This window comes from Novosphingobium sp. BL-S-34 (genome assembly GCF_056857015.1).
Window position 1 is genome coordinate 2,104,304 of sequence record NZ_CM166472.1, and the last position, 25,697, is coordinate 2,130,000.

At 65.5% G+C, this 25,697-nt stretch carries 24 protein-coding genes (1 of these 24 cut by a window edge); 5 read left to right on the forward strand and 19 right to left on the reverse strand.

Features of this window, described 5'->3' with window-relative positions:
* Nucleotides 1–35: 35 nt before the first annotated feature.
* The 10 genes from AC1VV3_RS10035 to AC1VV3_RS10080 form a co-directional block, all read right to left on the reverse strand.
* Nucleotides 36–416 (reverse strand): HesB/IscA family protein, encoded by a 381-nt coding sequence (locus AC1VV3_RS10035; protein WP_314467900.1) that lies wholly within the window; start codon nt 414–416, stop codon nt 36–38.
* Complete coding sequence (locus tag AC1VV3_RS10040) at nt 413–940, reverse strand: GNAT family N-acetyltransferase (RefSeq protein WP_482961675.1); 528 nt, start codon at nt 938–940, stop codon at nt 413–415. Before AC1VV3_RS10040 ends, AC1VV3_RS10035 begins: the two co-directional genes overlap by 4 nt.
* Nucleotides 940–1,443, reverse strand: coding sequence for an SUF system Fe-S cluster assembly protein (locus tag AC1VV3_RS10045; protein WP_431568031.1), 504 nt, complete (start codon nt 1,441–1,443; stop codon nt 940–942). The genes AC1VV3_RS10040 and AC1VV3_RS10045 overlap by 1 nt, the downstream gene beginning before the upstream one ends.
* Nucleotides 1,440–2,642 (reverse strand): aminotransferase class V-fold PLP-dependent enzyme, encoded by a 1,203-nt coding sequence (locus AC1VV3_RS10050; RefSeq protein WP_482962088.1) that lies wholly within the window; start codon nt 2,640–2,642, stop codon nt 1,440–1,442. The genes AC1VV3_RS10045 and AC1VV3_RS10050 overlap by 4 nt, the downstream gene beginning before the upstream one ends.
* A gap of 26 nt (nt 2,643–2,668) precedes the next feature.
* Nucleotides 2,669–3,406: a SufD family Fe-S cluster assembly protein gene (locus AC1VV3_RS10055; RefSeq protein WP_132269964.1), complete on the reverse strand. Its 738-nt coding sequence runs from the start codon at nt 3,404–3,406 to the stop codon at nt 2,669–2,671.
* The gene (gene sufC / locus AC1VV3_RS10060) at nt 3,403–4,170 is read right to left on the reverse strand and encodes a Fe-S cluster assembly ATPase SufC (protein WP_465127711.1); all 768 of its coding nucleotides are present in this window, start codon (nt 4,168–4,170) and stop codon (nt 3,403–3,405) included. The genes AC1VV3_RS10055 and sufC overlap by 4 nt, the downstream gene beginning before the upstream one ends.
* Nucleotides 4,171–4,172: 2 nt before the next feature.
* Nucleotides 4,173–4,682: an endonuclease domain-containing protein gene (locus AC1VV3_RS10065; RefSeq protein ID WP_314467907.1), complete on the reverse strand. Its 510-nt coding sequence runs from the start codon at nt 4,680–4,682 to the stop codon at nt 4,173–4,175.
* Complete coding sequence (locus AC1VV3_RS10070) at nt 4,679–5,068, reverse strand: endonuclease domain-containing protein (RefSeq protein ID WP_465127712.1); 390 nt, start codon at nt 5,066–5,068, stop codon at nt 4,679–4,681. The genes AC1VV3_RS10065 and AC1VV3_RS10070 overlap by 4 nt, the downstream gene beginning before the upstream one ends.
* A gap of 116 nt (nt 5,069–5,184) precedes the next feature.
* Complete coding sequence (sufB, locus tag AC1VV3_RS10075; protein WP_243841080.1) at nt 5,185–6,738, reverse strand: Fe-S cluster assembly protein SufB; 1,554 nt, start codon at nt 6,736–6,738, stop codon at nt 5,185–5,187.
* Nucleotides 6,739–7,176, reverse strand: a complete 438-nt coding sequence (locus AC1VV3_RS10080; protein WP_132269998.1) for an RrF2 family transcriptional regulator — start codon at nt 7,174–7,176, stop codon at nt 6,739–6,741.
* A gap of 418 nt (nt 7,177–7,594) precedes the next feature.
* Between AC1VV3_RS10080 and AC1VV3_RS10085 the strand changes: the two genes are divergently transcribed.
* Together AC1VV3_RS10085 and AC1VV3_RS10090 are read left to right on the forward strand one after the other, a co-directional pair.
* A complete protein-coding gene (locus AC1VV3_RS10085) occupies nt 7,595–8,638 on the forward strand; it encodes a quinone-dependent dihydroorotate dehydrogenase (RefSeq protein ID WP_482961676.1) in 1,044 nt (347 codons plus the stop codon).
* Nucleotides 8,639–8,760: 122 nt separating this feature from the next.
* Nucleotides 8,761–10,566 carry an AMP-dependent synthetase/ligase gene (locus tag AC1VV3_RS10090; RefSeq protein WP_482961677.1) on the forward strand — a complete coding sequence of 602 codons (1,806 nt, stop codon included), beginning with the start codon at nt 8,761–8,763 and terminating at the stop codon, nt 10,564–10,566.
* Between the two features lie 65 nt (nt 10,567–10,631).
* Here AC1VV3_RS10090 and AC1VV3_RS10095 read toward each other — a convergent pair whose 3' ends face one another.
* The 9 genes from AC1VV3_RS10095 to AC1VV3_RS10135 form a co-directional block, all read right to left on the reverse strand.
* A complete protein-coding gene (locus AC1VV3_RS10095; RefSeq protein ID WP_132269972.1) occupies nt 10,632–11,741 on the reverse strand; it encodes a calcium:cation antiporter in 1,110 nt (369 codons plus the stop codon).
* Nucleotides 11,742–11,797: 56 nt separating this feature from the next.
* The gene (locus AC1VV3_RS10100; RefSeq protein WP_465127715.1) at nt 11,798–12,997 is read right to left on the reverse strand and encodes a serine hydrolase domain-containing protein; all 1,200 of its coding nucleotides are present in this window, start codon (nt 12,995–12,997) and stop codon (nt 11,798–11,800) included.
* Between the two features lie 59 nt (nt 12,998–13,056).
* Nucleotides 13,057–13,869, reverse strand: a complete 813-nt coding sequence (locus tag AC1VV3_RS10105; RefSeq protein WP_134094871.1) for a TauD/TfdA dioxygenase family protein — start codon at nt 13,867–13,869, stop codon at nt 13,057–13,059.
* Nucleotides 13,870–13,957: 88 nt separating this feature from the next.
* Nucleotides 13,958–15,055: an acetamidase/formamidase family protein gene (locus tag AC1VV3_RS10110; protein ID WP_132269976.1), complete on the reverse strand. Its 1,098-nt coding sequence runs from the start codon at nt 15,053–15,055 to the stop codon at nt 13,958–13,960.
* Nucleotides 15,056–15,099: 44 nt separating this feature from the next.
* A complete protein-coding gene (gene ygiD / locus AC1VV3_RS10115) occupies nt 15,100–15,882 on the reverse strand; it encodes a 4,5-DOPA-extradiol-dioxygenase (RefSeq protein WP_465127717.1) in 783 nt (260 codons plus the stop codon).
* A gap of 126 nt (nt 15,883–16,008) precedes the next feature.
* Nucleotides 16,009–16,494 (reverse strand): VOC family protein, encoded by a 486-nt coding sequence (locus AC1VV3_RS10120; RefSeq protein ID WP_482961678.1) that lies wholly within the window; start codon nt 16,492–16,494, stop codon nt 16,009–16,011.
* Between the two features lie 227 nt (nt 16,495–16,721).
* Nucleotides 16,722–17,936, reverse strand: a complete 1,215-nt coding sequence (locus AC1VV3_RS10125; RefSeq protein WP_482961679.1) for an aromatic ring-hydroxylating oxygenase subunit alpha — start codon at nt 17,934–17,936, stop codon at nt 16,722–16,724.
* Between the two features lie 124 nt (nt 17,937–18,060).
* Nucleotides 18,061–19,317, reverse strand: coding sequence for an MFS transporter (locus AC1VV3_RS10130; protein WP_465127720.1), 1,257 nt, complete (start codon nt 19,315–19,317; stop codon nt 18,061–18,063).
* A 221-nt stretch (nt 19,318–19,538) separates the two neighbouring features.
* Complete coding sequence (locus AC1VV3_RS10135; RefSeq protein WP_465127721.1) at nt 19,539–21,926, reverse strand: TonB-dependent receptor; 2,388 nt, start codon at nt 21,924–21,926, stop codon at nt 19,539–19,541.
* A 422-nt stretch (nt 21,927–22,348) separates the two neighbouring features.
* On the opposite strand from AC1VV3_RS10135, the gene AC1VV3_RS10140 reads away from it, so the two are divergent.
* From AC1VV3_RS10140 to AC1VV3_RS10150, 3 genes are all read left to right on the forward strand, one after another.
* On the forward strand, nt 22,349–22,789 hold the full coding sequence (locus AC1VV3_RS10140) for an RrF2 family transcriptional regulator (protein WP_132269984.1): 441 nt from the start codon (nt 22,349–22,351) through the stop codon (nt 22,787–22,789).
* A 269-nt stretch (nt 22,790–23,058) separates the two neighbouring features.
* Entirely contained in the window at nt 23,059–23,259 is a 201-nt protein-coding gene (locus tag AC1VV3_RS10145) for a YezD family protein (protein WP_132269986.1), read from the forward strand.
* A gap of 191 nt (nt 23,260–23,450) precedes the next feature.
* A protein-coding gene (locus AC1VV3_RS10150) for a TonB-dependent receptor (protein ID WP_465128272.1) crosses the window boundary here: on the forward strand, nt 23,451–25,697 show its 5' portion. It continues 207 nt past the right edge of the window; 2,247 of the gene's 2,454 nt are visible here — the first part of the coding sequence; its start codon is at nt 23,451–23,453; its stop codon lies beyond the right edge, outside the window.

Sequence of the window (25,697 nt, forward strand, 5' to 3'; positions counted from 1 at the left end):
CATTTTCCGGGAGAAGCGCTCCCGGAAGCGGGGCTTCAGACCGTGAAGCTCTCACCGCAGCCGCAGGAACCCTTGGCATTGGGATTCTCGAACACGAAACCGGCGGTGAAGTCGTCTTCCTTCCAGTCCATGATCGAGCCGATCAGGTAGAGCACCGAGGCACCGTCGATGTAGAAGATGCCGCCGGGCGTCTCGATCTTCTCGTCGAAGGGCTTTTCCTCGCTGACGTAGTCGACGGAATAGGCCAGGCCCGAACAACCGCGGCGCGGGGTGGAAAGACGCACGCCGATCGTGCCTTCCGGCGCCTCGCCCATCAGCCTGGCGATGCGGGCTTCGGCATTGGCGGTAAGGATCACGGCGGCCGGGCGCTGGCGCGCCGGCTTTACGCCAGGATTCGCAGAAGTGGTCGTGGTCATAGCTTCTTGTCCCAGAACAGCGCCGTGCCCGCTTCCGGGTCCAGCGCGTAGTCTCCGTAGCCGAGCGAGGCGTAGAGGCCCTTGGCGGTCGCATTGCCGCTCAGCACTTCGAGAGTGATCTTGCAGGCGCCGCGCGCGCGGGCCTCTTCCTCGACGGCCAGCATCAGCGCGCGTCCCACGCCCTTGCCGCGCGCTTCGGGCAGCACGGCTATGTCATGGATGTTCACCAGCGGCCGGGCCGCGAACGTCGAGAAGCCGGTGATGCAGTTGGCAAGGCCCAGCGGCCGGCCTTCGGCTCCCTCGTCACTCTCGAAGGCGAGTAGCGAGAACGCGCCGGGATGGGCGGCAAGGCCGGAGACCAGCCGCGCGCGCACGTCTTCGGAAAGCGGCTTGCCCCCACCCATCGGATCGCGCGCATAACTGTCGAGCAGCGTGACCACGCGCGCGGCATCGGCCGCGTCGGCATAATCGGCCAGCCTGACAGAAACAGAACGCACGGTGACGGTGGGGGCAAGCGAGCTCATCAGAGCATGCCCAGTTCGAGCTTCGCCTCATCCGACATCTTGGCCATGTCCCACGGCGGATCCCAGACGAGATTGACCTCTGCATCGCGCACGCCGGGCACGGCGGCCACGCGCATCTCCACTTCGCCGGGCATCGATTCGGCCACCGGGCAATGCGGCGTGGTCAGCGTCATCGTCACCGCGACCGAGGATTCGGGCGAGACGTCGACGCCGTAGATCAGGCCGAGATCGTAGATGTTCACCGGGATTTCCGGATCGAAGATTTCCTTCAGCGCATCGATGACGCCGTCGTAGATCGCGCCGCCGGGCTGGCCGGGGTCGATGCCTTGAGGCTTTTCGGCAAGGAAACCGTCCAGATAGTCGCGCCGGCGCTCGGGAGCGCCCTGTTCGCCAGGGACCTGCTGATCGGGCGCATCCTCCACGCGCGCACGCGGCGCGGGGGTCACCGAATCGACTTCCTCGACGGTGAAGCCGGGGCCAGAAGCGGAAGTGTCGTCACTCATCCAAAAATTCTCCGGGTGCGCTCGATACCCTTCATGAGCGCCTCGATGTCGCTGTCATCACTGTAGAGGCCGAAGCTTGCGCGGGCCGTAGCGGGTACGCCCAGGTGGTCCATCAGCGGCTGTGCGCAGTGATGGCCGGCCCGGATCGCAACGCCCTCTTCGTCCAATATGGTGCCGAGGTCGTGCGGATGCACCCCGTCGAGCGCAAAACTGACGATGCCCACCGAATCGGCCGGGCCGAACAGGGTGACGTCGTTGCGCTTGCCGAGTTCCTCGCGCAGCTTGGCGGCGAGGTGGCGTTCATGGGCCTCCGCCCGGTCCAGACCGAAGGCGCGGAGCCAGTCGATGGCGGCCGCCAGGCCGATGGCCTCGACGATCATCGGGGTGCCGGCCTCGAAGCGCTGCGGCGCGGGGGCGTAAGTGGTCTTCTCGAAGGTCACGCGGTCGATCATCGACCCGCCGCCCTGCCACGGGGGCATGCCATCGAGGATGTCCTTGCGCGCCCAGAGCGCGCCGATCCCGGTGGGACCATAGAGCTTGTGGGCCGAAAAGACGTAGAAGTCCGCCTGCATCGACTTCATGTCGAGTGCGATGCGCGGGGCGGCCTGGCAGCCGTCGACCAGCAGCTTCGCGCCCACGGCATGGGCCAGGCGCGCGGCATGTTCCACGTGAAGCACCGAGCCGAGCACGTTGGAAACATGCGCGAAGGCCACCAGCTTGTGAGCGGGCGTCAGGATGCGTTCGGCGGCTTCGAGATCGATGCTGCCGTCGGCGGTCAGCGGGCAGACGTCGATTTCCACGCCGGTACGGTCGCGCAGAAGCTGCCACGGCACGATGTTGGAGTGGTGTTCGAGCACGGAGACGAGGATGCGGTCCCCCGCCTTGAGGTTCTGCACGCCCCATGTCTGGGCCACCAGGTTGATCGCCTCGGTGGCGCCGCGGGTGAAGACGATCTCGTCCTCCCGGCCGCCGAGAAATTCCGCGACGGTGCGGCGGGCGGCCTCGAAGGCCAGGGTCATCTCGGCCGACCGGGCATAGACGCCGCGATGCACGGTCGCGTAGTCGCGGCCCAGCGCATTGACCGTGGCGTCGATCACCGCCTGCGGCTTCTGCGCGGTGGCGGCGGTGTCGAGATAGTGCCAGTCGGCGGCGCCATCCACCGAGGCCAGCCCCGGGAATTCGCCCTTCACGGCCAGCACGTCTCCGGCTTCGCGCACGAGATCGCTCACAGGATCTGCTCCAGCCGGGCGATGGCCGCCGCGCTCAGTTCCGCCTCGCCGGGCGCGCCGGTGAAGGCTTCGGCGATGAAGGCCTGGAGCATCAGCCGCTTCGCTTCGGGCGGGGTAAGGCCGCGGCTCATCAGGTAGAAGAGGCCGCCGGCATCGAGTTCGCCCACCGCGCAGCCATGCGCCGCCTTGACGTCGTCGGCGTAGATTTCCAGCTCCGGCCGGGCATTGGCGGTGGCCGTGCGGTCCAGCAACATGGCGCGGACCGACTGTTCGGCATCGGTGCCGTCGGCCCCGCGCTCCACGGCGATGCGGCCGAGGTAAGTGCCGACGGAATGGCCGGCCAGCGCCGTCCGCACGATCTGGCTGGACGTGGCGTTCAGCCCGGCGTGCGTGACTTCGGTGACCACTTCCAGCGTCTCGCTGCCGGTGGCAAGCTGCGCCGCGCCCAGAGTGAAGTCCGCGCCTTCGGCCAGCCGCACGTCGACGGCGATGCGGCCATAGACCGGCCCGGCCGAAAGCACGCGAAGATCGAACTTCGCGCCCTTGCCCAGCGAGATCACCAGGTGCCGGGCGACGGCTTCTGCGCCGTCCTCGACGATCTGGAGCGAATCCTCGGCGCCGTCCGCCACGACGATGCTCTCGCGCGCGATCGGCCAGACGCCGGCCAGCGCGTCGATGTCGGAATAGCGGAAGTCTTCGTGCTTCCGCGTCGGGAGAGCAGCGACTTCGCTCATGCGGCCGCCTCTTGCACCACGGCTTCGTAGCCTTCTTCCTCAAGCCGCAGCGCGAGGTCCGCGCCGCCGGTCTTGACGATGCGGCCGTCGGCCAGGACGTGGACGAAGTCCGGCTTCACGTAGTCCAGCAGGCGCTGGTAGTGGGTGATGAGCAGCACGGCCTTGTCGGGCGCGCGCATGATCGCATTGATGCCTTCGCCGCAGATGCGCAGGGCGTCGATGTCGAGGCCGGAGTCGGTCTCGTCCAGGATGGCCAGGCGCGGGTCGAGGATGCCCATCTGCACCATCTCGGCGCGCTTCTTTTCGCCGCCGGAGAAGCCCACGTTCACCGGGCGCTTCAGCATGTCCATGTCCATGCGCAGCAGGCCCGCCTTTTCGCGTGCCAGCTTCAGGAACTCGCCGCCCGAAAGCACTTCTTCGCCGCGGCTCTTGCGCTGGGCATTGGCGGATTCGCGCAGGAACTGGACGAAGGACACGCCGGGGATCTCGACCGGGTACTGGAAGCCCAGGAACAGGCCGGCGGCGGCGCGCTCGTGCGGTTCCAGTTCAAGCAGGTCCTGCCCCATGAAATCCACCGAACCGCCGGTCACTTCATAGCCGGGGCGGCCGCCGAGCGTGTAGCCCAGGGTGGACTTGCCCGCGCCGTTCGGGCCCATGATCGCGTGAATCTCGCCTGGATTGATCGTCAGCGAGAGACCCTTGAGGATCGGCCGGTTTACGTTGGCTCCGGCAACATTGGCCTGAAGGTTATCGATCTTGAGCATGGTCATCCTTCGGAGCCCTCGTCGAAGCGGCCCTCGTCAAAACGGGGAGTGGCAGTGGTTCCGGCCTTCCGGCGCGCGGAGCGCTTGTCGAAAGGCACGTTGAGTTCGGTGGTGATCTCGCGAACGACGCTGTCCACGCGGTCCAGCACTTCGTCCTCGGAGAAGCGCAGCACGCGGATGCCCACTTCGGTGAGCTTGCGGTCCTGCAATTCGTTGACGTCCGGGTTGGAATCGTCGGCGCTGAGCTGCACGACGATCCAGCGCGAAGGGCAGGCGAAGTCGACGATGGCCGAGCCGACCACCGACTGGCGGATGAACTTCACGCCGCCCAGCTTCGAGCCGGCCAGCTCTGCCCAGAGCGCCTTCTGCGCCTCGCTGGGGTTGCGGCGCTGTTCCTTGGCCCGCTCCTTGAGCGTTTCCAGGCGTGCGCCGGTCACATTGAAGCTGGCCTTGGCGTCGGCCTTGGGCGCGGAGTCCTTGCTGATGCCAAGGGTCTTGCGGGCGGCGGTCATGGATTAAGTCCTTGGATGAAAGAAGTACCAGAAAGCCCCTCCTCTTCAGGGGAGGGGTTGGGGTGGGGGGTAGCCCAACGATCCGACGCTTCGTGCAGAGCATTCAGGACCACGGTCAGAACCCCTTCCATATTGCGCATCACCTCGGTGTTGGTGACATGGATGGTGGCGAACCCCATCCCGGCGAGCGCCGCGTCACGCTTGCGGTCGCATTCGGAATCGTGCGTCTCGCCGTCGACTTCCACGACCAGCGCTTTCTGCGGGCAGAGAAAATCCGCAATGAACGGGCCGATTGGCGCCTGCCGACGGAACTTGAAGCCGCCTAGCTGCGAGCGCGACAGGGCGCGCCATAAGCGCTTTTCCGGTTCGGTCGGCTCATTGCGCATTTCGCGGGCGAATTGTGCGATCTCGGCGTTGCGGGTGACGGATAGCCCCCACCCCCGGCCCCTCCCCTGAAGGAGAGGGGAGTTGATGCGCCTTGCTGTATCGCTAGGCGTCAACATCAACCCACCGAACCTTCCAGCGAGATGCCCAGCAGCTTCTGCGCTTCGACGGCGAATTCCATCGGCAATTGCTGAAGCACTTCCTTGGCGAAGCCGTTGACGATCAGCGCCACCGCCTGCTCGGTATCGAGCCCGCGCTGCATGGCGTAGAACAGCTGGTCGTCGCTGATCTTGCTGGTGGTCGCCTCGTGCTCGATCTGGGCGCTGGGGTTGCGCACTTCGATATAGGGCACGGTGTGAGCGCCGCATTCCTTGCCCAGCAGCAGCGAATCGCACTGGGTGAAGTTGCGTACGCCTTCGGCATTGGCGGCCACGCGCACGAGGCCGCGATAGGTGTTGTTGCTCTTGCCGGCCGAGATGCCCTTGGAGATGATCGTCGAGCGGCTGCCCTTGCCGTTGTGGATCATTTTCGTGCCGGTATCGGCCTGCTGGTAATTGTTGGTGACCGCCACCGAGTAGAACTCGCCCACCGAATCCTCGCCATTGAGGACGCAGCTGGGGTACTTCCAGGTGATCGCGGAGCCGGTTTCCACCTGCGTCCAAGAGATCTTGGAGCGGGCGCCCTGGCAGAGGCCGCGCTTGGTCACGAAATTGTAGATGCCGCCCTTGCCCTCGGCATTGCCGGGGTACCAGTTCTGCACGGTCGAGTACTTGATCTCGGCATCTTCCAGCGCGACCAGTTCCACCACCGCCGCGTGAAGCTGGTTTTCATCGCGCATCGGCGCGGTGCAGCCTTCGAGGTAGGAAACGTAGCTGCCCTTCTCGGCGATGATCAGGGTCCGTTCGAACTGGCCGGTGTTTTCCGCGTTGATGCGGAAATAGGTGCTCAGCTCCATCGGGCAGCGCACGCCTTCGGGAATGTAGACGAAGGTACCGTCGGAAAAGACCGCGCAGTTCAGCGCTGCGAAGTAGTTGTCCTGCACGGGCACGACGCGGCCGAGCCACTTCTTCACCAGTTCCGGATATTCGCGGATCGCTTCGGAGATCGAGCGGAAGATCACGCCCGCCTGCTCCAGTTCCTTGCGGAAGGTGGTGGCGACGGAAACCGAATCGAACACTGCGTCCACGGCCACCTTGCGCGCGCCTTCGACGCCGGCGAGCACTTTCTGCTCCTCCAGCGGAATGCCCAGCTTCTCGTACACCTTGAGGATCTCGGGATCGACTTCGTCCAGGCTGGAGAGCGAAGGCTTCTTCTTGGGCGCGGCCCAGTAGTAGGCTTCCTGGTAGTCGATCGGCGGCACGTTCAGCTTGGCCCAGTCCGGCGGAGTCATTTCCAGCCAGCGGGCATAGGCCTTAAGGCGCCAGTCGAGCATCCACTCCGGCTCGTCCTTCTTGGCCGAGATGAAACGGATGGTATCCTCGGACAGGCCCTTGGGGCCATATTCCTGCTCGATGTCGGCCACCCAGCCGTGCTCGTAATCGGCCACGCGGGCCGCAGCCTCGCGCGCGGCCTGATCGCGCACTTCTACGTCGCGGGCCTCGCCATCGCGGCGGTTGTCCCCATGGACTTCGCGCACCTCGATGGTGCCCTCGGGGGAGGTTTCGTCAGTCATTCATACTTCCTCGACGAGCTGGGTCAGGACCACTTGCGCCAATGCGCCGCGCAGTGCCGCATTCACTTGCGGCCAGTGCGGGCGCACGCTGCATCCGCCTTCCAGCGTACATTCGTGCTTGCCCTGTTCGAGGCAGGCGGTGAGCGCGATCGGCCCTTCCACTGCCTCCACGATATCCGCAATCGAAATCGTTTCGGGTGCGCGGGCCAGTTTCAGCCCGCCGCCAACGCCGCGGGTCGATTGCAGCAACCCCGCAGCGGTCAGTTTGCTCACCAGCTTCTGAACGGTGGGAGCAGGAAGGCCGGTGTCTTCGGCAAGCTGGCCTGCCGAGATGCGGCTCATCCGCGAATCCTGGGGGTGATGCGCACAAGTGCCCGAATGCCGAGTCGCGGCGGACATGATGACAACGGCGTAGTCGGCCATGCTGGACAGGCGCATATCTGCGGCTTTCACGTCTCTGCGGTTAAAGTGGATCAAATCTTTCCGATTTGTGCCACCTAGTGCAGGACCCCTCCGGTTTCAATGGAGTTTCGCACAGGATTTGTGCGACAAAAGCGATCGGGCTGTTGCAAATTTCTCGCTTTTGGAGAGAGTTCGCGCCGGCGAATGGGGAAATCCAAAGAAAAAAGGCGGTCCCCGATCAGGATCGGGAACCGCCGTAAGGTAATAAAGAACTCGTGCGCATCCCGCTACGAGCCCTTCGGGTCGCAACTCTCCTGTATGCCGGGCCCTCGGCGATTTATTGTATAATTGCGACATGCGTGCTCTGGCGGTGACGCCGGAAAACCGATTTTGCGAACGTCACGCAGGATAAGAAGCATTTGAGCAACAGCGCCGAGCCGTTTATGCGGCACCCGTGCTTTACTCCCTGATCAGACCCGCCCTGTTCCGTCTCGACGCCGAATCGGCGCATGGCCTTGCGCTCAAGGCGCTGAAAATGGCGGGCAAGACTCGCGCGCCGGCATTCCCCGCCTCGCTCTCCACACAAGTCGCGGGAATCGCTTTCCCCAACCCCGTTGGCATGGCGGCCGGCTTCGACAAGGACGGGGAAGTGCCTGACGCGCTGCTGGGCCTGGGCTTCGGCTTCGCGGAAGTCGGCTCGATCACGCCGCTGCCGCAGGCGGGCAATCCCAAGCCGCGCCTGTTCCGCCTGGTGGAGGACCGCGCGGTGATCAACCGCATGGGCTTCAACAACCGCGGCGCGCAAGTGGCGCTGGAAGGCCTGACGGCGCGCCGGGATCGTCCCGGCGTCGTCGGCATCAACATCGGCGCCAACAAGGACGCGACCGACCGCATCGCTGACTATGCGACGATGGCCCGCCTCATGGCGCCGCTGGCGACGTATCTGGCCGTGAACATCTCCAGCCCGAACACGCCCGGCCTGCGCGCGCTCCAGGACGAATCGGCGCTGACCGGGCTGCTCGATGCCGTGCTCGAAGCCCGCGCCGAGGTCTGCGGCGAGGGCGGCCCGCCGGTCTTCCTCAAAGTTGCGCCGGACCTCGAACCGGCCGATATCGACGCCATTGCCCGCATTGCCGTCGACAAGCGCCTGGGCGCGCTGATCGTCTCCAACACCACGATTTCGCGGCCGACCCTGCACTCGCCCCACCGCGGCGAGACGGGGGGGCTTTCGGGCGCGCCGCTGCGCGATCTGGCCCAGCAGCGCCTGCGGGACTTCCGCAAGGCCACGGGCGGCGCCGTGCCGCTGGTCGGCGTGGGCGGCATCGCCACGGCGGAAGACGCCTGGGCCCGCATTTGCGCGGGCGCCAGCCTGGTGCAGGTCTACAGCGCCATGGTCTATGAGGGGCCGGGCATGGCCAGGGCGCTCTGCCAGGGGCTGGAAGCGCTGATGAAGCGCGACGGCTTCGCCACGATCGCGGATGCCGTAGGGTCCGAATAGCGTCAAAAGCCACCTATATGGGTGCAAGTACGGATGCGGCTCTGCTTGTCGCAACCACTCCACGCGCCTAGACGTTGATCGGAACGGACAATTCCGCGTGAATAGAGAGGACGGGGCTCGGCATGGATCTTGGTGACTTCGACAAGTGCACCAACCTGGTATCGCTGTTCCTCAAGCGAGCAGACCGATTGGGCGATTCGCCCATGCTCTGGTCCAAGCAGGACGGCCGATGGCTGTCCACGAGCTGGGCCGAGGTGGCGCGCCGCGTCTCGCTGATGGCTGCCTCGCTCCGGCGCATGGGCTTGCAGGCCGGGGACCGCGTGCTGATCGTGTCGGAAAATCGGCCCGAATGGTGCATCGCCGACCTGGCCGTGATGGCGGCGGGCTGCGTCACCGTGCCGGCCTACACCACCAACACCACGCGCGATCACATTCATATACTGGAGAATTCCGGCGCGCGCGCGGCGATCGTCTCCACGGCCAAGCTGGGCAAGGCGCTGCTTCCGGCTATCGTCCAGACGGACTTGTGCCGCCATGTCATCGGCATGGAAGCACTGCCGCAGATGCAGGGCGGCGCCTACGAGGTCCATGACTGGGCGGGCCTCCTCGAAGGCGACGCCGTTCTCGCGCGCGCCGAAATCGACAGCCGGGTGGCCGACTTCCGCCGCCGCGACCTTGCCTGCATCATCTATACCAGCGGCACCGGCGGGGCGCCGCGTGGGGTGCGCCAGCACCACGGCATGATCCTGACCAACGTCGCCGGCTGCGCGCAGATCATCTTCGACGATTTCGGCTGCGACGAAGGCGAGATATTCCTCTCGTTCCTCCCGCTCAGCCATGCCTACGAACATACCGGCGGCCAGTACCTGCCGATCGCCATGGGCGGGCAGATCTACTACTCCGAGGGTCTCGACAAACTGGCCTCCAATATCGAGGAAGTGCGCCCGACGATCATGGTGGTCGTCCCGCGCCTCTTCGAAGTGCTGCGCACGCGCATCATGAAGCAGATCGAGAAGCAGGGCGCCGTTCCCGCGCGCCTGATGGAAATGGCACTGGGCATTGCCGGGCGCGAGCAGGCCGGCCGTCGCCGTCTGCTGGACTACCCGCTCGACATGGTGATCGAACGGACGCTGCGGCCCAAGGTGCGCGCCAAGTTCGGCGGCCGCATCAAGGCCCTGGTTTCGGGCGGCGCGCCGCTCAATCCCGAGATCGGCGCCTTCTTCGACGCGATGGGGCTGACGCTGCTGCAGGGCTATGGCCAGACCGAGGCCGGGCCGGTGATCAGCTGCAACCGTCCCGCCGCCGGGATCAAGCACGACACCGTCGGGCCGCCGCTTCGCAATGTCGAAGTGCGGATTGCCGAGGACGGCGAAATCCTCGTGCGCGGCGAGCTGGTGATGCAGGGGTACTGGCAGAACGCTGCCGCCACCGATGCCGTGCTCCGGGACGGCTGGCTCCATACCGGCGACATCGGCCATATCGACAGTCGCGGCCGGATCATGATCACCGACCGCAAAAAGGACATGATCGTCAATGACAAGGGCGACAACGTCTCTCCGCAGAAGGTGGAGTCGATGCTGACGCTGCAGCCCGAGATCGCGCAGGCCATGGTCCACGGCGACCGCCGTCCCTACATCGTCGGCCTGATCGTGCCCGATGCCGACTGGGCGCTGGAATGGGCCAAGGCCAACGGCGAGAAATTCGACTTCAAGGCGTTGCAAGGCCTCCCGGCGTTCCGGGCGGAGATCCGCGCGGCGATAGACTGCGTCAACACCGACCTTTCGGTGATCGAGAAGGTCCGCCAGTTCACGTTCGCGGACGAACCCTTCGGGATCGAGAACGAGGAAATGACCCCCAGCCTCAAGATCCGCCGCCACAAGCTCAAGGAGCGTTATGGCGAGCGGATGGACGCGCTCTACCGCAACTGAGGCCGCAAACCGGGGTTAGGCGCCGGGTGGCCCTTTACGCCACCTGCCGCCTGGCAGAACCATCGTCACGGCACCAGCGTGGTGAAGAGGTAGGTCGAGAAGATCACCAGATGGACCATGCCCTGGACGAGCGTGGTCCGCCCGGTGCTCAGCGTCATCGTCGCCACCAGCAGCGTCAGGCCGAGCAGGGCGATCGACTTGAAGGAGAGGCCCAGTTCAAGGTCCAGCCCCATGGCCATGGAGGCGATGGCGACGGCGGGGATCGTCAGGCCGATGGTGGCCAGCGCGGAGCCGATCGCGAGATTGAGGCTGGTCTGCACCCGGTTCGCCCGCGCCGCCGACAGCGCGGCGAGGCTCTCCGGCGCCAGCACCAGCGCAGCGATGATGATGCCGACCATGGCATGCGGCGCGCCCATGGCGGCAACGCCCGCCTCGATCGAGGGCGAGAGCGCCTTGGCCAGCAGGACCACGGGTATCAGCGCCACCGGCAGCATGACGCCTGCGGCGATGGCCTTGACCGCCGGAACCTTCTCATGCGTGCCGTCGCTCTCCTCGGGATAGAGGAAATGGTCCCGGTGACGGATGGTCTGGGCCACGACGAACGTCGCATAGAGGATCAGCGAATCCGCGGCGACGAAGATCAGCTGGTTGGCGTTGTAGAAGGGCCCGGCCTCGCTCGTGGTGTAGTTCGGCATCACCAGCGTCAGCACTGAAAGCGTCGCCAGGATCGCCAACCCGTGGTTGACGCCCGATTGCGTATAGCCCTGTTCGTGATGCCGCCCGCCGCCCAGCAGCAGGCAGACGCCGACGATGCCGTTGATCGTGATCATCACGGCGGCAAAAACCGTGTCGCGCGCCAGGGTCTGGGTGCCGTTGCCGTCGCTCAGCATGATCGAGACGATCAGCGAGGTTTCGATCACGGTGACGGCAAAGGCCAGGATCAGTGTGCCGAACGGCTCGCCCACGCGGTGCGCGATCACTTCGGCATGGTAGACCGCCGACATGATCGCTCCGCCGAGCACCAGCGCCAGCACGACCGCCATCGGGATGCCCGAAGGCTTGCCCAGCGCGATGGCGGCGATGGCGATCAGGGGGACGGCGATGGCCCAGGGCGAAAGGCCGAAACAGGGGAATGTCGCGGGCTTCGCGGCGGCGGCTGGGGACGTGTCGCTCATGTCCGGCACTATAGGCGAATTCGGCCCGAGGGCCAGTTTCGCCGCAAGATGGCTGGCTAGCGCTGCACGACCGCCAGTGTCGCCCGGTCCAGCGCCTCGCGCAGCTTCCAGGTCCGCGCCTCGAATGCGCCGGGGATGAGTTCGTTGGTCATGAGAACGGCCACCACGGCGTGCGCGGGGTCCACGAAGAAGTAGGTATTGGCCGAGCCCGACCAGCTTCCGGCGCCGACCGGCAGCCCGCCCCGTGCCTCGGTCCCGGCATCGCCGATGGCCAGTCCCAGGCCGAAACCCGCATCGAGATGCTCTCCGCCACCGGTGCGCAGGCGCGGGGTGAACATGGCGTCGACGGTTTCCGGCCTCAGCAGGCGCCGGCCCCGCCAGGTGCCGCGGTTGGCCAGCATCTCCGCGAAATGGCGATAGTCCTCCAGCGTTCCCGCCAAGGCGCCTCCGCCGTCGCGCAATCGAGCGGGGTCGCGGTATTCCGAGGTTTCCTGGCGGTCCACCGGCCTCAGGCCTTCGGCACTGGCGACATAGCCGGTGACAAGGCGCGGGGCCTGCGCGTCGCTCACCACGAACGTGGTGTCCTTCATCTCCAGAGGGCCGAAGATCTGCGACTGGAGGAAAGCATCGAGACTCGCGCCCGACACGCGCTCGATCACCGCGCCGAGCACCGTAGTTGAAAATCCGTAGCTGAAGCGCTCGCCCGGCTGGTGGAGCAGCGGCGCCTTGCCGAGGCGGGCGATCAACTGATCCAGCGTGGCGGCGGGCGGAACCTGCGGCCCGGCACTGGCCACCGCCGTGGTGCGGCTGACGCCGTTTTCGCGGTACCAGCGCTGGACCGGCGTATCGCCCATGAACTCATAGGTCAGGCCGGAGCGGTGGAGCAGCAAGTCCTCGATCGTGACCGGGCGGGCCGCGGCCACGGTTTCGGCCGGGCTGTGGCTGCTGCCGTCCCAGACCCGCAGGTCCGCCATTGCCGGGAGGTACTTGCCGATAGGGTCGGTCAGCGCGAGCTTGCCTCTTTCGGCAAGCATCAGGATGCCGGCGGAGGTGATCGGCTTCGACATCGAATAGAGCCGGAAGATCGCGTCACGGGCGATCGGTGTGCCGGTCTCGATGTCGGCATGCCCGATGGAGATTTCCACCAGCGGCGTGCCATGCTGCTCGATCAGCACCAGCGCCTGCGGCAATTCTCCCGCCGCGACCATGGCGCCGAGTTCGCCTTTCAGCCTTTCCGCTGGAGAATCGGCCAGCATCGGCGCTGTGCAGTTCAGCGCCGATGCGGCGAGCAGCAGGCGCAGGCCGGCGCGAAGGGTCAGAATGGCCGGTCGCCGGCCACGGTCACGCGGAAGCCGGAGCGGACTTCGGGGAAGTAGTCCCAAACCGCGAAGTGCTGCGTGCAACGGTTGTCCCAGAAGGCCACCGAGTTCTTCCGCCAGCGGAAGCGGACGTGGAAATTGGCGTCCTTGACGTGCTCGAACAGGAAATCGAGCACGGCCTTGCTCTCGGTGCCCGACAGTTCGTTGATCTTCGTGGTGTAGGAAGAGTTCACGAAGAGCAGCTTGCGGCCCGTCACCGGATGGGTGCGGATCACCGGGTGCGAATTGCAGGGGTAGGTCTTGGTCGAATCCGGGAAGATCGCCTTGTAGACGGGATTGGCGTCGTGAACGGCGGTCAGCGGATCGAGGAAGGCCTTCATCGCCGGGGACAGCGCGTCGTAAGCGGCGTACATGCTGGCGAACAGGGTGTCGCCGCCGTCCTCGGGCAGGGTGTGGATATGGAGGATCGAGCCCATCGGCGGCTCGGCGTCGGCCGAAAGGTCCGAATGCCAGTTCTCGCCCGCGACGAACTTCGAATTCTCGTCGGCATGGATGGCCACGACTTCGGGATGGTCGGGAAGCCCGGCAACGCCGGAATGGATCGCCAGTTGGCCGAAGGCGCGGCCAAGGGCTTTGTGGGCTTCGTGATCGATGTCCTGATCGCGGAAGAACACCACCTGGTGCTTCATCAGCGCCTCGTGAATCTCGGTGAAAGCCTGGTTGCCGAGCGGCTGGCGCAAATCGATCCCGAAGATCTCCGCGCCGATGCGCTTGGTCATGGGGCGGACGTCGATCAATTCATAACCCATTGTCGGGCTCCGGTTTTCTTCGTGGGCACGCACCGGATGCGGAGTGAGGGCTCTCGCATCCGGTGCGTTCGTTGTTATCGGGCCGTTCCTATTCAGGATCTCTAACGCTGCCCTTCTCGGGGAAGATTCGGCGTTCGATGCGGCAGTGAATGCCTTGGGTGCCGTCCACCACCTGAGTCACCCCGAAGTCGGCGGCGACGCTCATCAGCGAATAGCCGTCGTTGCGGGAAAGGCCCTGGTGCTCGGTGAGGAGGTGGAGCATGTCGATCGAGGCTGACTTCATCGCCTTGTCTAGGTTCTCGCCGAAGCCGTGGACGATCCAGCAATCCGGCGTCTCCAGCAGCGGCGAGGGGAACGAGAAGTCCTTGCGCAGCACGATCTGGAACAGCACGTCGAGCGAGGCTTCGATGGCCGTGCCGCTGATCTCTCCGTCGCCCTGGCTGATATGGGGGTCGCCGATCGAGAACAGGCCGCCCTTGACCTGCACTGGGTAGTACATCGTCGCGCCCGCGCCGATGCGCCAGTTGTCGATATTGCCGCCGTGAAGGCCGGGGGGAATCGTGCTCACCGCCTCGTTGACGGCGGGCGCGACACCCGCCGTGCCCAGGTGCGGGCGGGCCGGGATGGTGATGCCGGGCAGCGCGGCCGAACGGTCGCATTCCGGGCAATGGGTGATGCGGCCGGGGACCACGTATTTCTCGTCCACGTCATAGGCGTAGAGCGCGCTGGCGGTATTGGCGTTGGGGTCGATCTTGTAGATCGTGACGCGCTCGGTCTCGCCGAATTCCTGGTAGAGATGGCCCCAGTTGGCCGCGAGGTTCGAGCCGTAGTTGAAGCGCGGACGCATCGCCATGTAGCGCACTTCCAGCATGTCGCCGGGCTCCGCGCCCTCGACGAAGATCGGGCCGGTCATGATGTGGCAGCCCGGCGCGCGAGTGGCGGGGTCGATCTCGGTGAAGATGCGGCGGATGTCGTCGTCGAACATCAGTTCCGGATCGTCGCCGGCATGGTGCGTGACGGCCTGCGCCTGGATCAGGTCGCCGCTTTTCACATAGAGCGCCGGTTTGATCTCGGGCGAGAAGTAGCCCCAGTGCACCGTTTCCGGCGTGGCCCGAAGATGGTGCAGGGCCGACGGCTGGAGGGCGGTCTCCCTTGCTGGCTCGGGCTTTAGGCTGATCAGTGCCATCGGAACTCCTGTTGGGAAGGAAAGAGGTCGGGGCGCGTGCGGCTTTACGCGGCGCCGATCCGCACGCTCGTCATGCTGAGCGACTTGTGCTGGATGAAATCGGGCTCGAACGTCGCCGCTTCGTCCTCATGGCGGGCGCCCAGGACGTAGAGCAGCGGCAGGAAATGGTCGGAACTGGGCACCGAGAGCCGGGCGGCATCGCCCAGCGCCGCGTAGTCGATCACGGTCTGCGGATCGTCCGAGGCGATTGCCTTGCACATCGCGGCATTGAACTGCTCAGCCCAGGGATAGGGATCGGCGGCGGGGTTGGCCCAGTCCATGGCGGGCAGGTTGTGGACGATATTGCCGGTGCCCATGATCAGCACGCCTTCGTCGCGCAGCGGGCGCAGCATGCGACCGACCAGCCAGTGCTCGGCCGCGCTCTTGCCAAGGTCCATGCCAAGCTGGATCACCGGCACGTCTGCCTCGGGATAGGCATGGACGAGCACTGACCAAGTGCCGTGGTCCAGGCCCCAGTTGGCATCCAGATTCACCGGCATCGGACTGAGCAGTTCGCGCACGCGCTCGGCCAGCTCCGGGTCGCCGGGGGCGGGGTACTGCACGTCGAACAGGGCCTGCGGGAAGGCGCCGAAGTCATGGATCGTGCGCGGCTGGGCCATGGCGGTGACGGCGGTGCCGCGCGTCTGCCAATGGGCCGAGATGCACAGGATCGCGCGCGGCTTGCCGATGCTGCTCGCGATCTGGTTCCAGGTGCGGGTGACGGCGCTCTTCTCCAGCGCCACCATCGGGCTGCCATGTCCGAAGAAAACGATGGGAAGGCGGCTCATTGTGCGTCTGGCTCCCGGTACTGGGTTGGGGTTGGCGTCTATGCTCGCAGGCTATGGAGAAGGGGGCCGGGCGGTCTTGCGGCGGCGCGCACAAGAACTTGTCGCGCCGCCGGAGAAGCCCGTTTCCTATTCGCGCGTGTAGTCCCCGGGGATCTGCGGATTCTCGCCCGCCTTGCCCCAGAGCAGGATCTCGTTGCCCCAAGGGTCCGCGAAGGCGTGGTTGTAGCCGTTGAACTCTTTCCAGTAGTGATTGCGCCAGAGCACCTTGCCGCCCAGCTTCTCGGCGGTTTCGAGGATGCGCTCGGGGCTGTCGTCGTCGCCGATCAGCACCCAGATGCGCGCCTTGCGGCCCTCGGTGGACAGTGTGCGTGGTTCCACGCCTTCGGGATTCGGGTGTGGGCGGGCATTGTTCGCATCGAACACGCCGAGGTGGAGATTGCCGATCTGGCTGTCGCTGCCGTCCTTGTTCGGGAAGAAGCCGCCGGGGACCATGCGGTGGTAGATGCCGTGGGGGCGCGCGTCGTTCTCCCAGCCGAAGACTTCGGCGTAGAACTCTCCGGTCCTGGCCGGATCGTCAGTGGCGAAATCGACGAAGATGAGGGTGTTGGTCATAGCGGCTCCTTGTGTTTGAAAATCCGCCAAAGGTGGATTTTGGGCGGCACCGGCCCGTTTGGGCCGGTGCCGCCGCTGGCTCGCAAGGGGTAACGGGTGTCCGAACCGGCGCTCGCCATCCCGCGCACGAATCGTTGATTCCTCGCGCCGCTCAAGAAAAGGCGGCGCCCGGTACGAGACCGGACGCCGCAGACCGTCGGGAATGGGTGACGGTAAAACTCTGTGTATCAGGCGCGCAGGCGGGTGATCGGCGCGGGCAGGGGGTTCTGCGGCCCGCGGCGACGGTCCCATTCGCGGCGGTAGCGTTCGACCAGCCAGACGTTGAGCAGCCGCTGGGCGCCCTCCTGCCAGGAATAGCGGCCGCGCGGCGCGAACTTGGAGCGCAGGCCCTGCTGGACCAGTTCGTCGACATGGAAGTCCTGGCTGACGATCTCTTCGACGGCCGTGTCGTTCATCTTCATCTTCAGTTCGAACAGCGGATCGTCCATCGCCTCGGGCACCATCAGCGTGCCGATGGTCAGCGCGTGCGACTGGGCCGAGCGCGGGTCCATGATGAGGTAGAGCACGGTATCGTTGAGCACGACCAGCGAGAGGCTGGGCGGCAGGTTCACGAACAGGAGACGGTTCTGCTCTTCCTCGGTGAGTTTCGGAAACACCGGGAAGATCGCCTTCTGCGTGGCATTGAAGGCAGCGTTCTTGTGAAGCGTGCCGTTGAGCCGGTAGTAGCCCGCCGAATTCTCGGGCACCTCGGGAAACGAGGCCAGCCCGCTCGGGATGAAGTCGTGCAGCGGCCCCGCGTGCAGGCGGCTGGCGTGGTAGCCGTCGTTGTTGTTCTCCAGCATGACCTTCCAGTTCCACTGAAACACGGTGGCCTCCTCGGGACGGGGACCGCGCAAGCTGGCGAAATCGTAGTTGGCGACGACGGCCTCCAGGCCGGCCAGGCGGGGGGTGAGCGGTTCCGCCGCGGGATCGAGGTTGATGAACACGAAGCCATGCCAGATCTCGTGGCGGATCTCGGGCAGGCTCGCCGCTTTCCGGTCGAAATTGCAGGTCCGGTTCATCGCCGGGGCGCCCACCAGCGTGCCGTCCAGGTCATAGGTCCAGTGGTGATAGGGGCACACGAAGGCACGGGCATTGCCGTGCCCTTCCGCCACCAGCATGGCGCGGTGCTGGCAGACCGCGGAGAGCGCCTTCACGCTGCCGTCGCGGGTCTTGGTGACGATGATCGGTTCTTCGGCGCGCGTCACCGTGAAGAAGTCGCCAGGCTGCTCCAGCCACTCGGCGCGGCCGACGCAGAGCCATTCGTGCTCGAACAGCGCGGCCTTTTCGAAGTGGTGGAATTCCTCGTCGGTATAGCAGGCCGGAGGCAGCGTGTCGGCCTCGAGCGTGTTCTTGATGGAGCTGCCGAGGCTGTCGAAGAACGGGTCGTTGAGTAGAGTCATTCCTGCCTGATCCCCATGTCGGTGAGACCGGGGAGAACGCCCTGCGTCCTCCCGCTACCCGGCCAGACTAGCGGGCCTGCGCGGTCCATGCTTTGCACTGGGCGCAGGGACTTTTGGCAGGCGCCTATTCGGCCGGAAGCAGCGCGCCGTCGGCGATGTCGGGCTCGGCCGCGGTGGGCAGGCGCACCGGTGCGCGCAGGAACAGCACGGCGACGATCGTGGCGGCCGCCAGCAGCAGGGCGAAGATCAGGATGGCAAGGCCGTAGCCACCCGTCACGTCGGCGATGCGTCCGGCGCCGATCGGGCCGAGCACGGCGAATGTCGTGGCGGTGGTGGCCATGGCCGTCATGTCCCCCGCGATGCCGGCGCCGAAATAGCGCAGCAGCAGGATATGGGCGGAAAGCCAGGCCATGCCCCAGCCCAGCCCGAACAGTGCGGCGGCGGCAGTGGCCACCAGCACCAGCGAGGCGGACCAGAGCAGCGCCATGGCCAGGGCCTGAAGCGCGAGCCCGGCAATGAGGATGCGGCGCGGATCGACGCGTTCGCACAAGGCGCCGGTCACGCCCTTGGCGCCGGTTCCGGCGAAGGCGAGCAGACTCATGGCGATGGCGCCGGGCGCCGCGCCCTCGCCGAGGTTGGCGACATGGGCCACCAGGATCGAGTGGGCCGAAGTGACGGCGGTCTGCACCACCGTCATGATCAGCGCCAGGATCAGGAAGCTGGGGCTCGTCAGGGCCTGGCGCACGGTCCAGGCGCTCCGCTCGGTGGGAGCGTCCTGTTCGTGGCCCGCGCCCTTCACTTGTTCCACGCTCTCCACTTTCACGGCGTCGCGGATGCAGACCAGGCAGATCAGGCCGAGCGCCAGCGCGCTCACGGCCATGACCAGCCAGTGGAGGCGCCAGTCCCCGGTCATGCCGACGATGGCGCCCACGATCAGCGGCCCGGCGATCCCGCCGGCCGCGCCGCTCATGAAATAGAAGCCGATCATCCGCGCCGAGGTGCGGGGGAACCATGTCGCCAGCAGATAGACGGCGGGGGAGGGGGCGATCAGCGAGAAGCCTACGCCCATCAGCGTGGTGGCCACGAAGAAGAGGGTGAGATGCTCGATCTGGGATGCGATGAAGAACCCGGCCGCCAGCACCAGGCAGCCCGCGAACATCGTCAGCCGCGTGCCGATGGATTTCATCAGCAATGGCGGCAGAGGGCTCGCGAGGCCGCAGGCGAGGCCCAGCAGCGAGAAGCTGAGGCCGGCGGCCGCCTTCGACCAGCCGAGCTGCGCGACCATCGTGTAGAGGACGTAACCCAGCGAGGTGAACGTCGTCGCCGTCACGAAGAAGAACCCCAGAGAGGCGGCGAAAAGGACGAGGGCACTGCGCGGCATTGCTACTCCTGCGGGCTTCGTCCGGACGGAATCGCGGACTGACACGCGGTGCAGGCTCTCATGCTGCGGCTGCACACTCTTGATGACGGGCGCCTAGATAGTTGATCGAAACGCCGGGACAAGGCCCGCGGCGGGGAAGTGGCCGGCATGTCCGGAAACGGGAAGGGCGCGGAGACCGAAGTCGCCGCGCCCTCCTGCTTTCCGGCGAAGGCCGGAAGGGATCAGAACTTGTAGCCGACCGAAAGGATCACCTGGCGCGGCGGAATGTACGTGTCCATCACCTGGGCGCTGCCATAGGGGTCGGAGAACCGCGAGTTGATGCCGTTCCTGTCGAACAGGTTGATCACCCGCAGGGTCACGTTGGTATTGGTGCCCTCCGGCTCGTACTTCAGCATGGCATTGACCTGGGTGTAGGAAGGCGTGAGGTCCACGTCGCCTTCGTTGAACAGGCGGTATTGGTACTTGCCCCGGTAGATCAGCTGGGCGCGGGCGGTCAGCTCGCCCGGGCCGACCTTGCCGTTCCAGGTCGCCGCCACATTGCCCTGCCAGCGCGGCAGCTTGGGAATGCGGTTGCCCTTGATGTCCTCGCGCGCGGCGTCGCGCGCCAGGGTGGCGGCGTAGAAGTTGGTCCAGAACAGGTAGTCGGGATAGCCCGCCGCATTCTGGGCATTCGCGGCATTGGTCGGATCGAGCGCAAGGTAGTGCGAGGTGAACTCGCCTTCCAGCCACGACAGCGACGCGTCGAAGCGCAGGCCCTCGGTGGGGATGTAGGAGCCTTCGAGTTCCAGGCCGTAGACCCGCGCCTTGGGTGCGTTGCTGATGCCTTCGCCGTAGAGGATCGGGTCTTCCTCCAGGAACTGCATGTTCTTGTAATTATACAGGAAGGCAGAGCCGTTGAGCTGGAGCGTATCGCCCAGGAAGCGGTTCTTGGTGCCGATTTCGAAGGAATCGACGGTCTCCTGCTTGTAGGTCGGCAGGATCGAGTAGCTGCCTCCGGTGGAGGCCGCAGAGTTGATGCCGCCCGGCTTGAAGCCGCGCGTCCAGCTTGCATAGACCATGTTGCTGGGCGTGATCTGGTAGTCGAGCGCGACTTTGCCGGTCCAGGCGTCGCCCTTGCGGCCGCCGGTCGAGCTGGGCTGGAGATAGGCGCCCGAGGTCTGGCCGGACGCGCCGCCGGACATCGAATCGTATGTGCCGGTGGCCTTGTCGTGGTTGTAGCGCACGCCGGCCGTCAGCTTGAGCTGGCTGGTGAGGTTGTAGGTGCCCTGCGCGAAGACGGCATAGAGGTCGCGCTTGATCGTCGACAACTCGGCATAGGTCAGGTTGGCGACGAGCGGGTCGTTCCAGGCGGTGTCGGTGGGCAGGGCTTCCTGCAGGAAGTTGTCGTCGTCGCTGCGGTATTCGTTGACGTACTGGTCGTTCGACGAATGGAGATAGACGCCGCCGAGCACCCAGCTGAACGGGCCGGTGCCGTTGGAGGTCAGGTTGATCTCCTGGCTCCAGCTCTTGGTATCCGATTCCCAGAGCGGCACATGGTCGTAAGCGACGCCGGTGAAGCTGACCGGGTTGTAGGTCTGGGCATAGAACAGCGCCGTGTCGAGGCCGTCCGCATCCCAGGCCTGCTCGGAGTGGAGCTTCTGGTAGCCGGTGATCGACTTGATCGTGGCGAAGGGCGTCTCCCACTTGACGACGCCGGTGTAGAGCTGGGTCTTGACCACCGAGCGGCCGGGATAGTCCTGCGTCAGTTCGCGCGGATCCGGGTTGGGATCCAGGATGTTCTTCTGCGCGGGGCCGTTGGTGTTGCTGGTGAACTGGACGGTGTTCAGCACGATCGAGAAGTTGGAGGCCGGCTGCCACTTGGCGCCGAGCCGCCAGCCGGTTTCGTCCTGATCGTCGAGGTCGTACTCGTGGGTGCCCGGCACTTCGGTGGCATGGGCATAGCCGTCGTGCTTGGTGAACTGGAAGGCGCCGCGCACCGCCAGGCTATCGGAAAGCGGCACGTTCAGCGCGGCCGAGCCTTCCATGTAGTTGTAGTTGCCGTAGCCGGCGTTCACATTGCCGCTGATGGCGTCCGTGCTCGGCTCGATCGAGACGACATTGATGGTGCCGCCGGTCGAACCCTGACCGAACAGCGTGCCTTGCGGCCCGCGCAGCACTTCCACCTGGGCCACGTCGATGAAGGCGGCGCTCGCGGCGATCGAGTTGAAGATATAGACGCCGTCGATGTGGTAGGACACGCCCGGCTGGGTGTTGGTGTTCTCCGGCGTTTCCGAGCCCACGCCGCGAATGGTGATGATGCGCTCTCCGCCGCCGCTCTTGGCGACGACCAGGCCCGGTACGGTGCCGTTGAGCCCGGTGATGTCGTTGATGTTCGCGGCCTTCAGCGTCTCGGCCGTGATCGCGCTGACGGAAAGCGGGGCCTGCTGCAGGCTGACGTCCCGGCGTTCGGCAGTGACGACGATGTCGGTAAGGCCTTCCGCCGGCACGGCGGCTGCCACCGCGGCGGCGGCGGCATCGGCTTCTTCCGCATGGGCGCTGGCCGAGGCGAAGGCCAGGAGGGAGACGCTCGAGGCGAGCGCGTAGGCAAATCGAGACGTGCTTATCATCATGGTAGCTCCCCGAACAAAGTCAGACCGATTCCCGGGTGTGCGGCTCGTTTGTGGTTTTGGCCGCTTGTGGGAAAATCTGTCGTGAGGAGCGGATCGGGTCTTGTGCATTTGCGAATAAGTACTTGATCGGTGACCCCTGCCGCGAAGGGCAGGGCTGATGGAAATCGCCGATATTCGGAAGATTATCGACGCGGGGCTACGCCATGTGGGGCGGCCTCTATCCTTTTGCACCGCAAAATGCGGGGGCCACGGGGCGCCCGGGTCAAGCCGCAAAGGCCAGGACGACAACTGCGCCTCCGCGTCTGCCCCGGCCCGGCCCGCGTTGACCGGCCGGATGCTTGTCAACCGAAGCGACTGACAATCTGTGAAATGCGGCCTCAACGGCCTTGCCATCGCCACGAAGGGTGCGGCATGACGGAGGCGTGCTTTCGCAGAAAACCCGCTATGCCATCCGCGCCATGCAGCATCTTGCCGACAACTACGGGCAGGGTCCGATCCAGCTCGCGCAGATCGCAGAAGCACAGAACATTCCGGCCAAGTTCCTCACCACGATCCTGTCCGAACTGAGCCGTTTCGGAATCGTCGATTCCCAGCGCGGCAAGGATGGCGGCTATCGGCTGGCGGTGTCCCCGATCGACATCACTTATGGCGACCTTATCCGCCTGATGCGTGGCTCCCTGGCGCTGGTGCCATGCGCCAGCCGCTTCGCGCACGAGAAGTGCAAGAACTGCCTGGAAGAGGGCGATTGTCGTACGCGCGCCCTGATGCTGGAAGTGCGCGACCGGACTGCCGAACTGCTGGACGGAGTAAGACTTTCGGATCGCATCGATCCCGTCCCCGCCCAGGTCGACGATCAGGACTGATTGCGGACGCGGCGCATAGCCGGGCGCTTTCTTCGACCAACTCCCTCATTTTCAATGGCAATCGGCGAACGAAAAGTCAGCCGTGCCCGTTAAGTCCCCCGAAATTGCCATATCCGTCGAAGGGCAACGCCAGACATCGCTTCGGCGTAAATAGTTTTTGCTTGGGCGCGAAAACGAGAAACTTTCGGCTAGGTGTATTGTCTACTTATTCAGTTGAGAATAGAGAGGGGCAGCGGCGGGGAAGAGCCGCGCTCAGAGGAAGATACGCAATGTCTCAACCGTTATCGGACAACCAGCGATCGGGACGGCACCTCTCCAGGGATTCCGGGAATGACGATCCCAAGGCGGCACCGCTCGAAGTGGTCGCCGATGCCCTGGACCAGATGCGCTACGGCGTCATCCAACTGACAGTCCACGATGGCAAGCTGGTGCAGCTCGACATCACCGAGCGGCGGCGCTTCGCTTCATAAGCGCGCGCTGCCCCGGCAGTTACCAACCCGGCAATCGCTGACCGGGAAAATCAATTTCCTGCCAACCAGACCGGACCACCGGATGTGAGGCCCTTCGAAAAAACAAGGGGGATCTCATGAGAAAGACCATTCGCGGGCCGCTGCCGGCCCCGCTTCCGCTCGCATGCCTGACGTTCACGCTCGCCCCGCTGATGCTGGCCACCACGCCCGCGCTGGCCGGCGAGACCGCACCGGGGGCGGCTCCTGCCGTGGCTACCGCGGATGCCGCTGCAGGTTCCGCCGCCGAACAGGAATCACCGACCTCCGTCGGCACCGGCGCGCATGACCGGGGCAACGAAATCTTCGTGACGGCGCGCCGCCGCCAGGAATCCAGCCAGGAAGTGCCGCTGGCGATCTCGGTGGTGGGCGGAGAGCACATCGATTCCACTGGCTCGTTCAACGTCGGCCGCCTCCAGCAGCTGACGCCGACCCTGCAGTTCTATTCCTCCAATCCGCGCAACACCGCCGTGAACATTCGCGGCTTGGGCGTGCCGTTCGGCCTGACCAACGACGGGATCGAGCAGGGCGTCGGCATCTACATCGACGATGTCTATAATTCGCGTGTCGCTTCGGCCACGTTCGACTTCCTGGACGTTGCCCAGATCGAGGTGCTGCGCGGCCCGCAGGGCACGCTCTATGGCAAGAACACCACGGCAGGCGCCATCAACATCACCACCAACCAGCCGACGTTCGATTTCGAAGGCAAGGCGGAAGTGTCGATCGGCAATTACAACTTCAAGCAGGCCAAGGCCGCCATTTCCGGCCCGCTGACCGACAAGCTGGCGGCGCGCCTGGCGATATCCTCGACCGACCGGCGCGGCACGATCCGCAACGTCACCACTGACCAGTGGATCCAGAGCCAGGACAACCTCGGCCTGCGCGGCCAGCTTCTCTGGCAGCCCACTGCCGATCTGGCGATCACGCTTGCCGGCGATTACAGCACCCAGGACGCCAATTGCTGCGGCTCCGTCTATGTTCGCACCGGCCTCACGCAGCGCGCGCTGAACCGCCAGTACGCCGCACTCGCCGCCGCGCAGGGCTATGTACCGCCCAGCACCAACCCCTTCGATCGGCGCACAGATCTCGACACGCCGCTCCAGGCCAAGAACAAGATCGGCGGCGCTTCGCTGCGCGTGAAGTGGGACCTGGGCGCGGGTCAGCTGACCTCGATCACCGCTTGGCGGTTCTGGGACTGGGATCCTTCGAACGACCGCGACTTCACCGGCCTGCCGATCGTCGCACTCTCGCAGAACCCCTCGCAGCAGGACCAGTATACGCAGGAGCTGCGCTACAACTACAGCAGCGACAAGATCGACTTCGTGGTCGGCGCCTTCGGCTTCTACCAGCGGATCGATACGCAGGGCACCGAAGCGCAGGGCGCCGCGGCCAGCCGCTGGAGCATCGCGCCATCGAATGCGCTTTCCAACGCCCCCTCCGTGCTGAACGGCCTCGTCGCCTACAATACGCAGTATCTCAAGAACACGAGCGCCGCGCTGTTTGGTCAGCTCAGCTGGCATCTCACGCCCGAACTCACCCTGCAGCCGGGCGTGCGGCTGAACTACGACAAGAAGGAAGGCTACTACCAGCGCCGCGTGTTCGACGGCCAGGGCAACGAACTGCTGCTGGGCCAGGCGTCCTATACGGCACGCCAGACCGCACAGCTGGCGATCTACACCCCGCAGGAAATCTCGCCCGAGTTCAGCGACTGGAACTTCAGCTACGATTTCAACGCCAGCTACAAGATAACGCCGGACATCCTGTTCTATGCGACATATGCCAAGAGCTTCAAATCGGGCGGCATCAACCAGAACGGCGTGCCGGTGGACGCCCAGAACAACCCGATCCTGGCCTCCGCCACGGTGAAGCCCGAATCGGTCCACAACTACGAGGCCGGCATCAAGACCCAGTTCTGGGACCGCCGGGCGACCTTCAACCTGTCGATCTTCCGCACCGACATCGGCAATTATCAGGCCAATGTCAGCAACGGCCAGTACGGCGTGCTCCGCGGCTATCTCGCCAATGCCCAGAAGGTACGCTCGCAGGGCGTGGAATGGGACTTCTCGGTCCGTCCGAGCGAGCGCTTCAATGCCTACGTCAACGGCGCCTATACCGACGCCACCTACCGCAAGTTCACGGACGCACCCTGCCCGCCGGAGCTTTCGGGCGGCACCACCGCCACCTCGGCCCAGACCCCCGGCGCGCCCGGCGTTCCCGGCGCGCTCAGCCCGGCCAACTGCAACATCTCCGGCCAGCGCCTGCCCGGCGTCTCGAAGTGGTCGTTCTCGTTCGGCGCAGAGGTCAACAACCCCGCCACCCTGCTCGGCAAGGAGGGTGAGGTCTACTTCGGATATGACGGCAGCTACCGATCGAACTTCTCGTCCAATCCGTCGCCTTCGGCC

What these genes read in the sequence shown, in the direction of transcription:
- AC1VV3_RS10145 (WP_132269986.1), top strand. Translation starts at nt 23,059, where the DNA reads ATGTCTCAACCGTTATCGGACAACCAGCGATCGGGACGGCACCTCTCC.
- ygiD (WP_465127717.1), bottom strand. Translation starts at nt 15,882, where the DNA reads ATGAGCCGCCTTCCCATCGTTTTCTTCGGACATGGCAGCCCGATGGTG.
- AC1VV3_RS10055 (WP_132269964.1), bottom strand. Translation starts at nt 3,406, where the DNA reads ATGAGCGAAGTCGCTGCTCTCCCGACGCGGAAGCACGAAGACTTCCGC.
- AC1VV3_RS10135 (WP_465127721.1), bottom strand. Translation starts at nt 21,926, where the DNA reads ATGATGATAAGCACGTCTCGATTTGCCTACGCGCTCGCCTCGAGCGTC.
- AC1VV3_RS10070 (WP_465127712.1), bottom strand. Translation starts at nt 5,068, where the DNA reads ATGCGCAATGAGCCGACCGAACCGGAAAAGCGCTTATGGCGCGCCCTG.
- AC1VV3_RS10065 (WP_314467907.1), bottom strand. Translation starts at nt 4,682, where the DNA reads ATGACCGCCGCCCGCAAGACCCTTGGCATCAGCAAGGACTCCGCGCCC.
- AC1VV3_RS10090 (WP_482961677.1), top strand. Translation starts at nt 8,761, where the DNA reads ATGGATCTTGGTGACTTCGACAAGTGCACCAACCTGGTATCGCTGTTC.
- AC1VV3_RS10095 (WP_132269972.1), bottom strand. Translation starts at nt 11,741, where the DNA reads ATGAGCGACACGTCCCCAGCCGCCGCCGCGAAGCCCGCGACATTCCCC.
- AC1VV3_RS10110 (WP_132269976.1), bottom strand. Translation starts at nt 15,055, where the DNA reads ATGGCACTGATCAGCCTAAAGCCCGAGCCAGCAAGGGAGACCGCCCTC.
- AC1VV3_RS10040 (WP_482961675.1), bottom strand. Translation starts at nt 940, where the DNA reads ATGAGCTCGCTTGCCCCCACCGTCACCGTGCGTTCTGTTTCTGTCAGG.
- AC1VV3_RS10125 (WP_482961679.1), bottom strand. Translation starts at nt 17,936, where the DNA reads ATGACTCTACTCAACGACCCGTTCTTCGACAGCCTCGGCAGCTCCATC.
- AC1VV3_RS10105 (WP_134094871.1), bottom strand. Translation starts at nt 13,869, where the DNA reads ATGGGTTATGAATTGATCGACGTCCGCCCCATGACCAAGCGCATCGGC.
- AC1VV3_RS10130 (WP_465127720.1), bottom strand. Translation starts at nt 19,317, where the DNA reads ATGCCGCGCAGTGCCCTCGTCCTTTTCGCCGCCTCTCTGGGGTTCTTC.
- AC1VV3_RS10080 (WP_132269998.1), bottom strand. Translation starts at nt 7,176, where the DNA reads ATGCGCCTGTCCAGCATGGCCGACTACGCCGTTGTCATCATGTCCGCC.
- AC1VV3_RS10035 (WP_314467900.1), bottom strand. Translation starts at nt 416, where the DNA reads ATGACCACGACCACTTCTGCGAATCCTGGCGTAAAGCCGGCGCGCCAG.
- sufB (WP_243841080.1), bottom strand. Translation starts at nt 6,738, where the DNA reads ATGACTGACGAAACCTCCCCCGAGGGCACCATCGAGGTGCGCGAAGTC.
- AC1VV3_RS10100 (WP_465127715.1), bottom strand. Translation starts at nt 12,997, where the DNA reads ATGCTGGCCGATTCTCCAGCGGAAAGGCTGAAAGGCGAACTCGGCGCC.
- sufC (WP_465127711.1), bottom strand. Translation starts at nt 4,170, where the DNA reads ATGCTCAAGATCGATAACCTTCAGGCCAATGTTGCCGGAGCCAACGTA.
- AC1VV3_RS10045 (WP_431568031.1), bottom strand. Translation starts at nt 1,443, where the DNA reads ATGAGTGACGACACTTCCGCTTCTGGCCCCGGCTTCACCGTCGAGGAA.
- AC1VV3_RS10120 (WP_482961678.1), bottom strand. Translation starts at nt 16,494, where the DNA reads ATGACCAACACCCTCATCTTCGTCGATTTCGCCACTGACGATCCGGCC.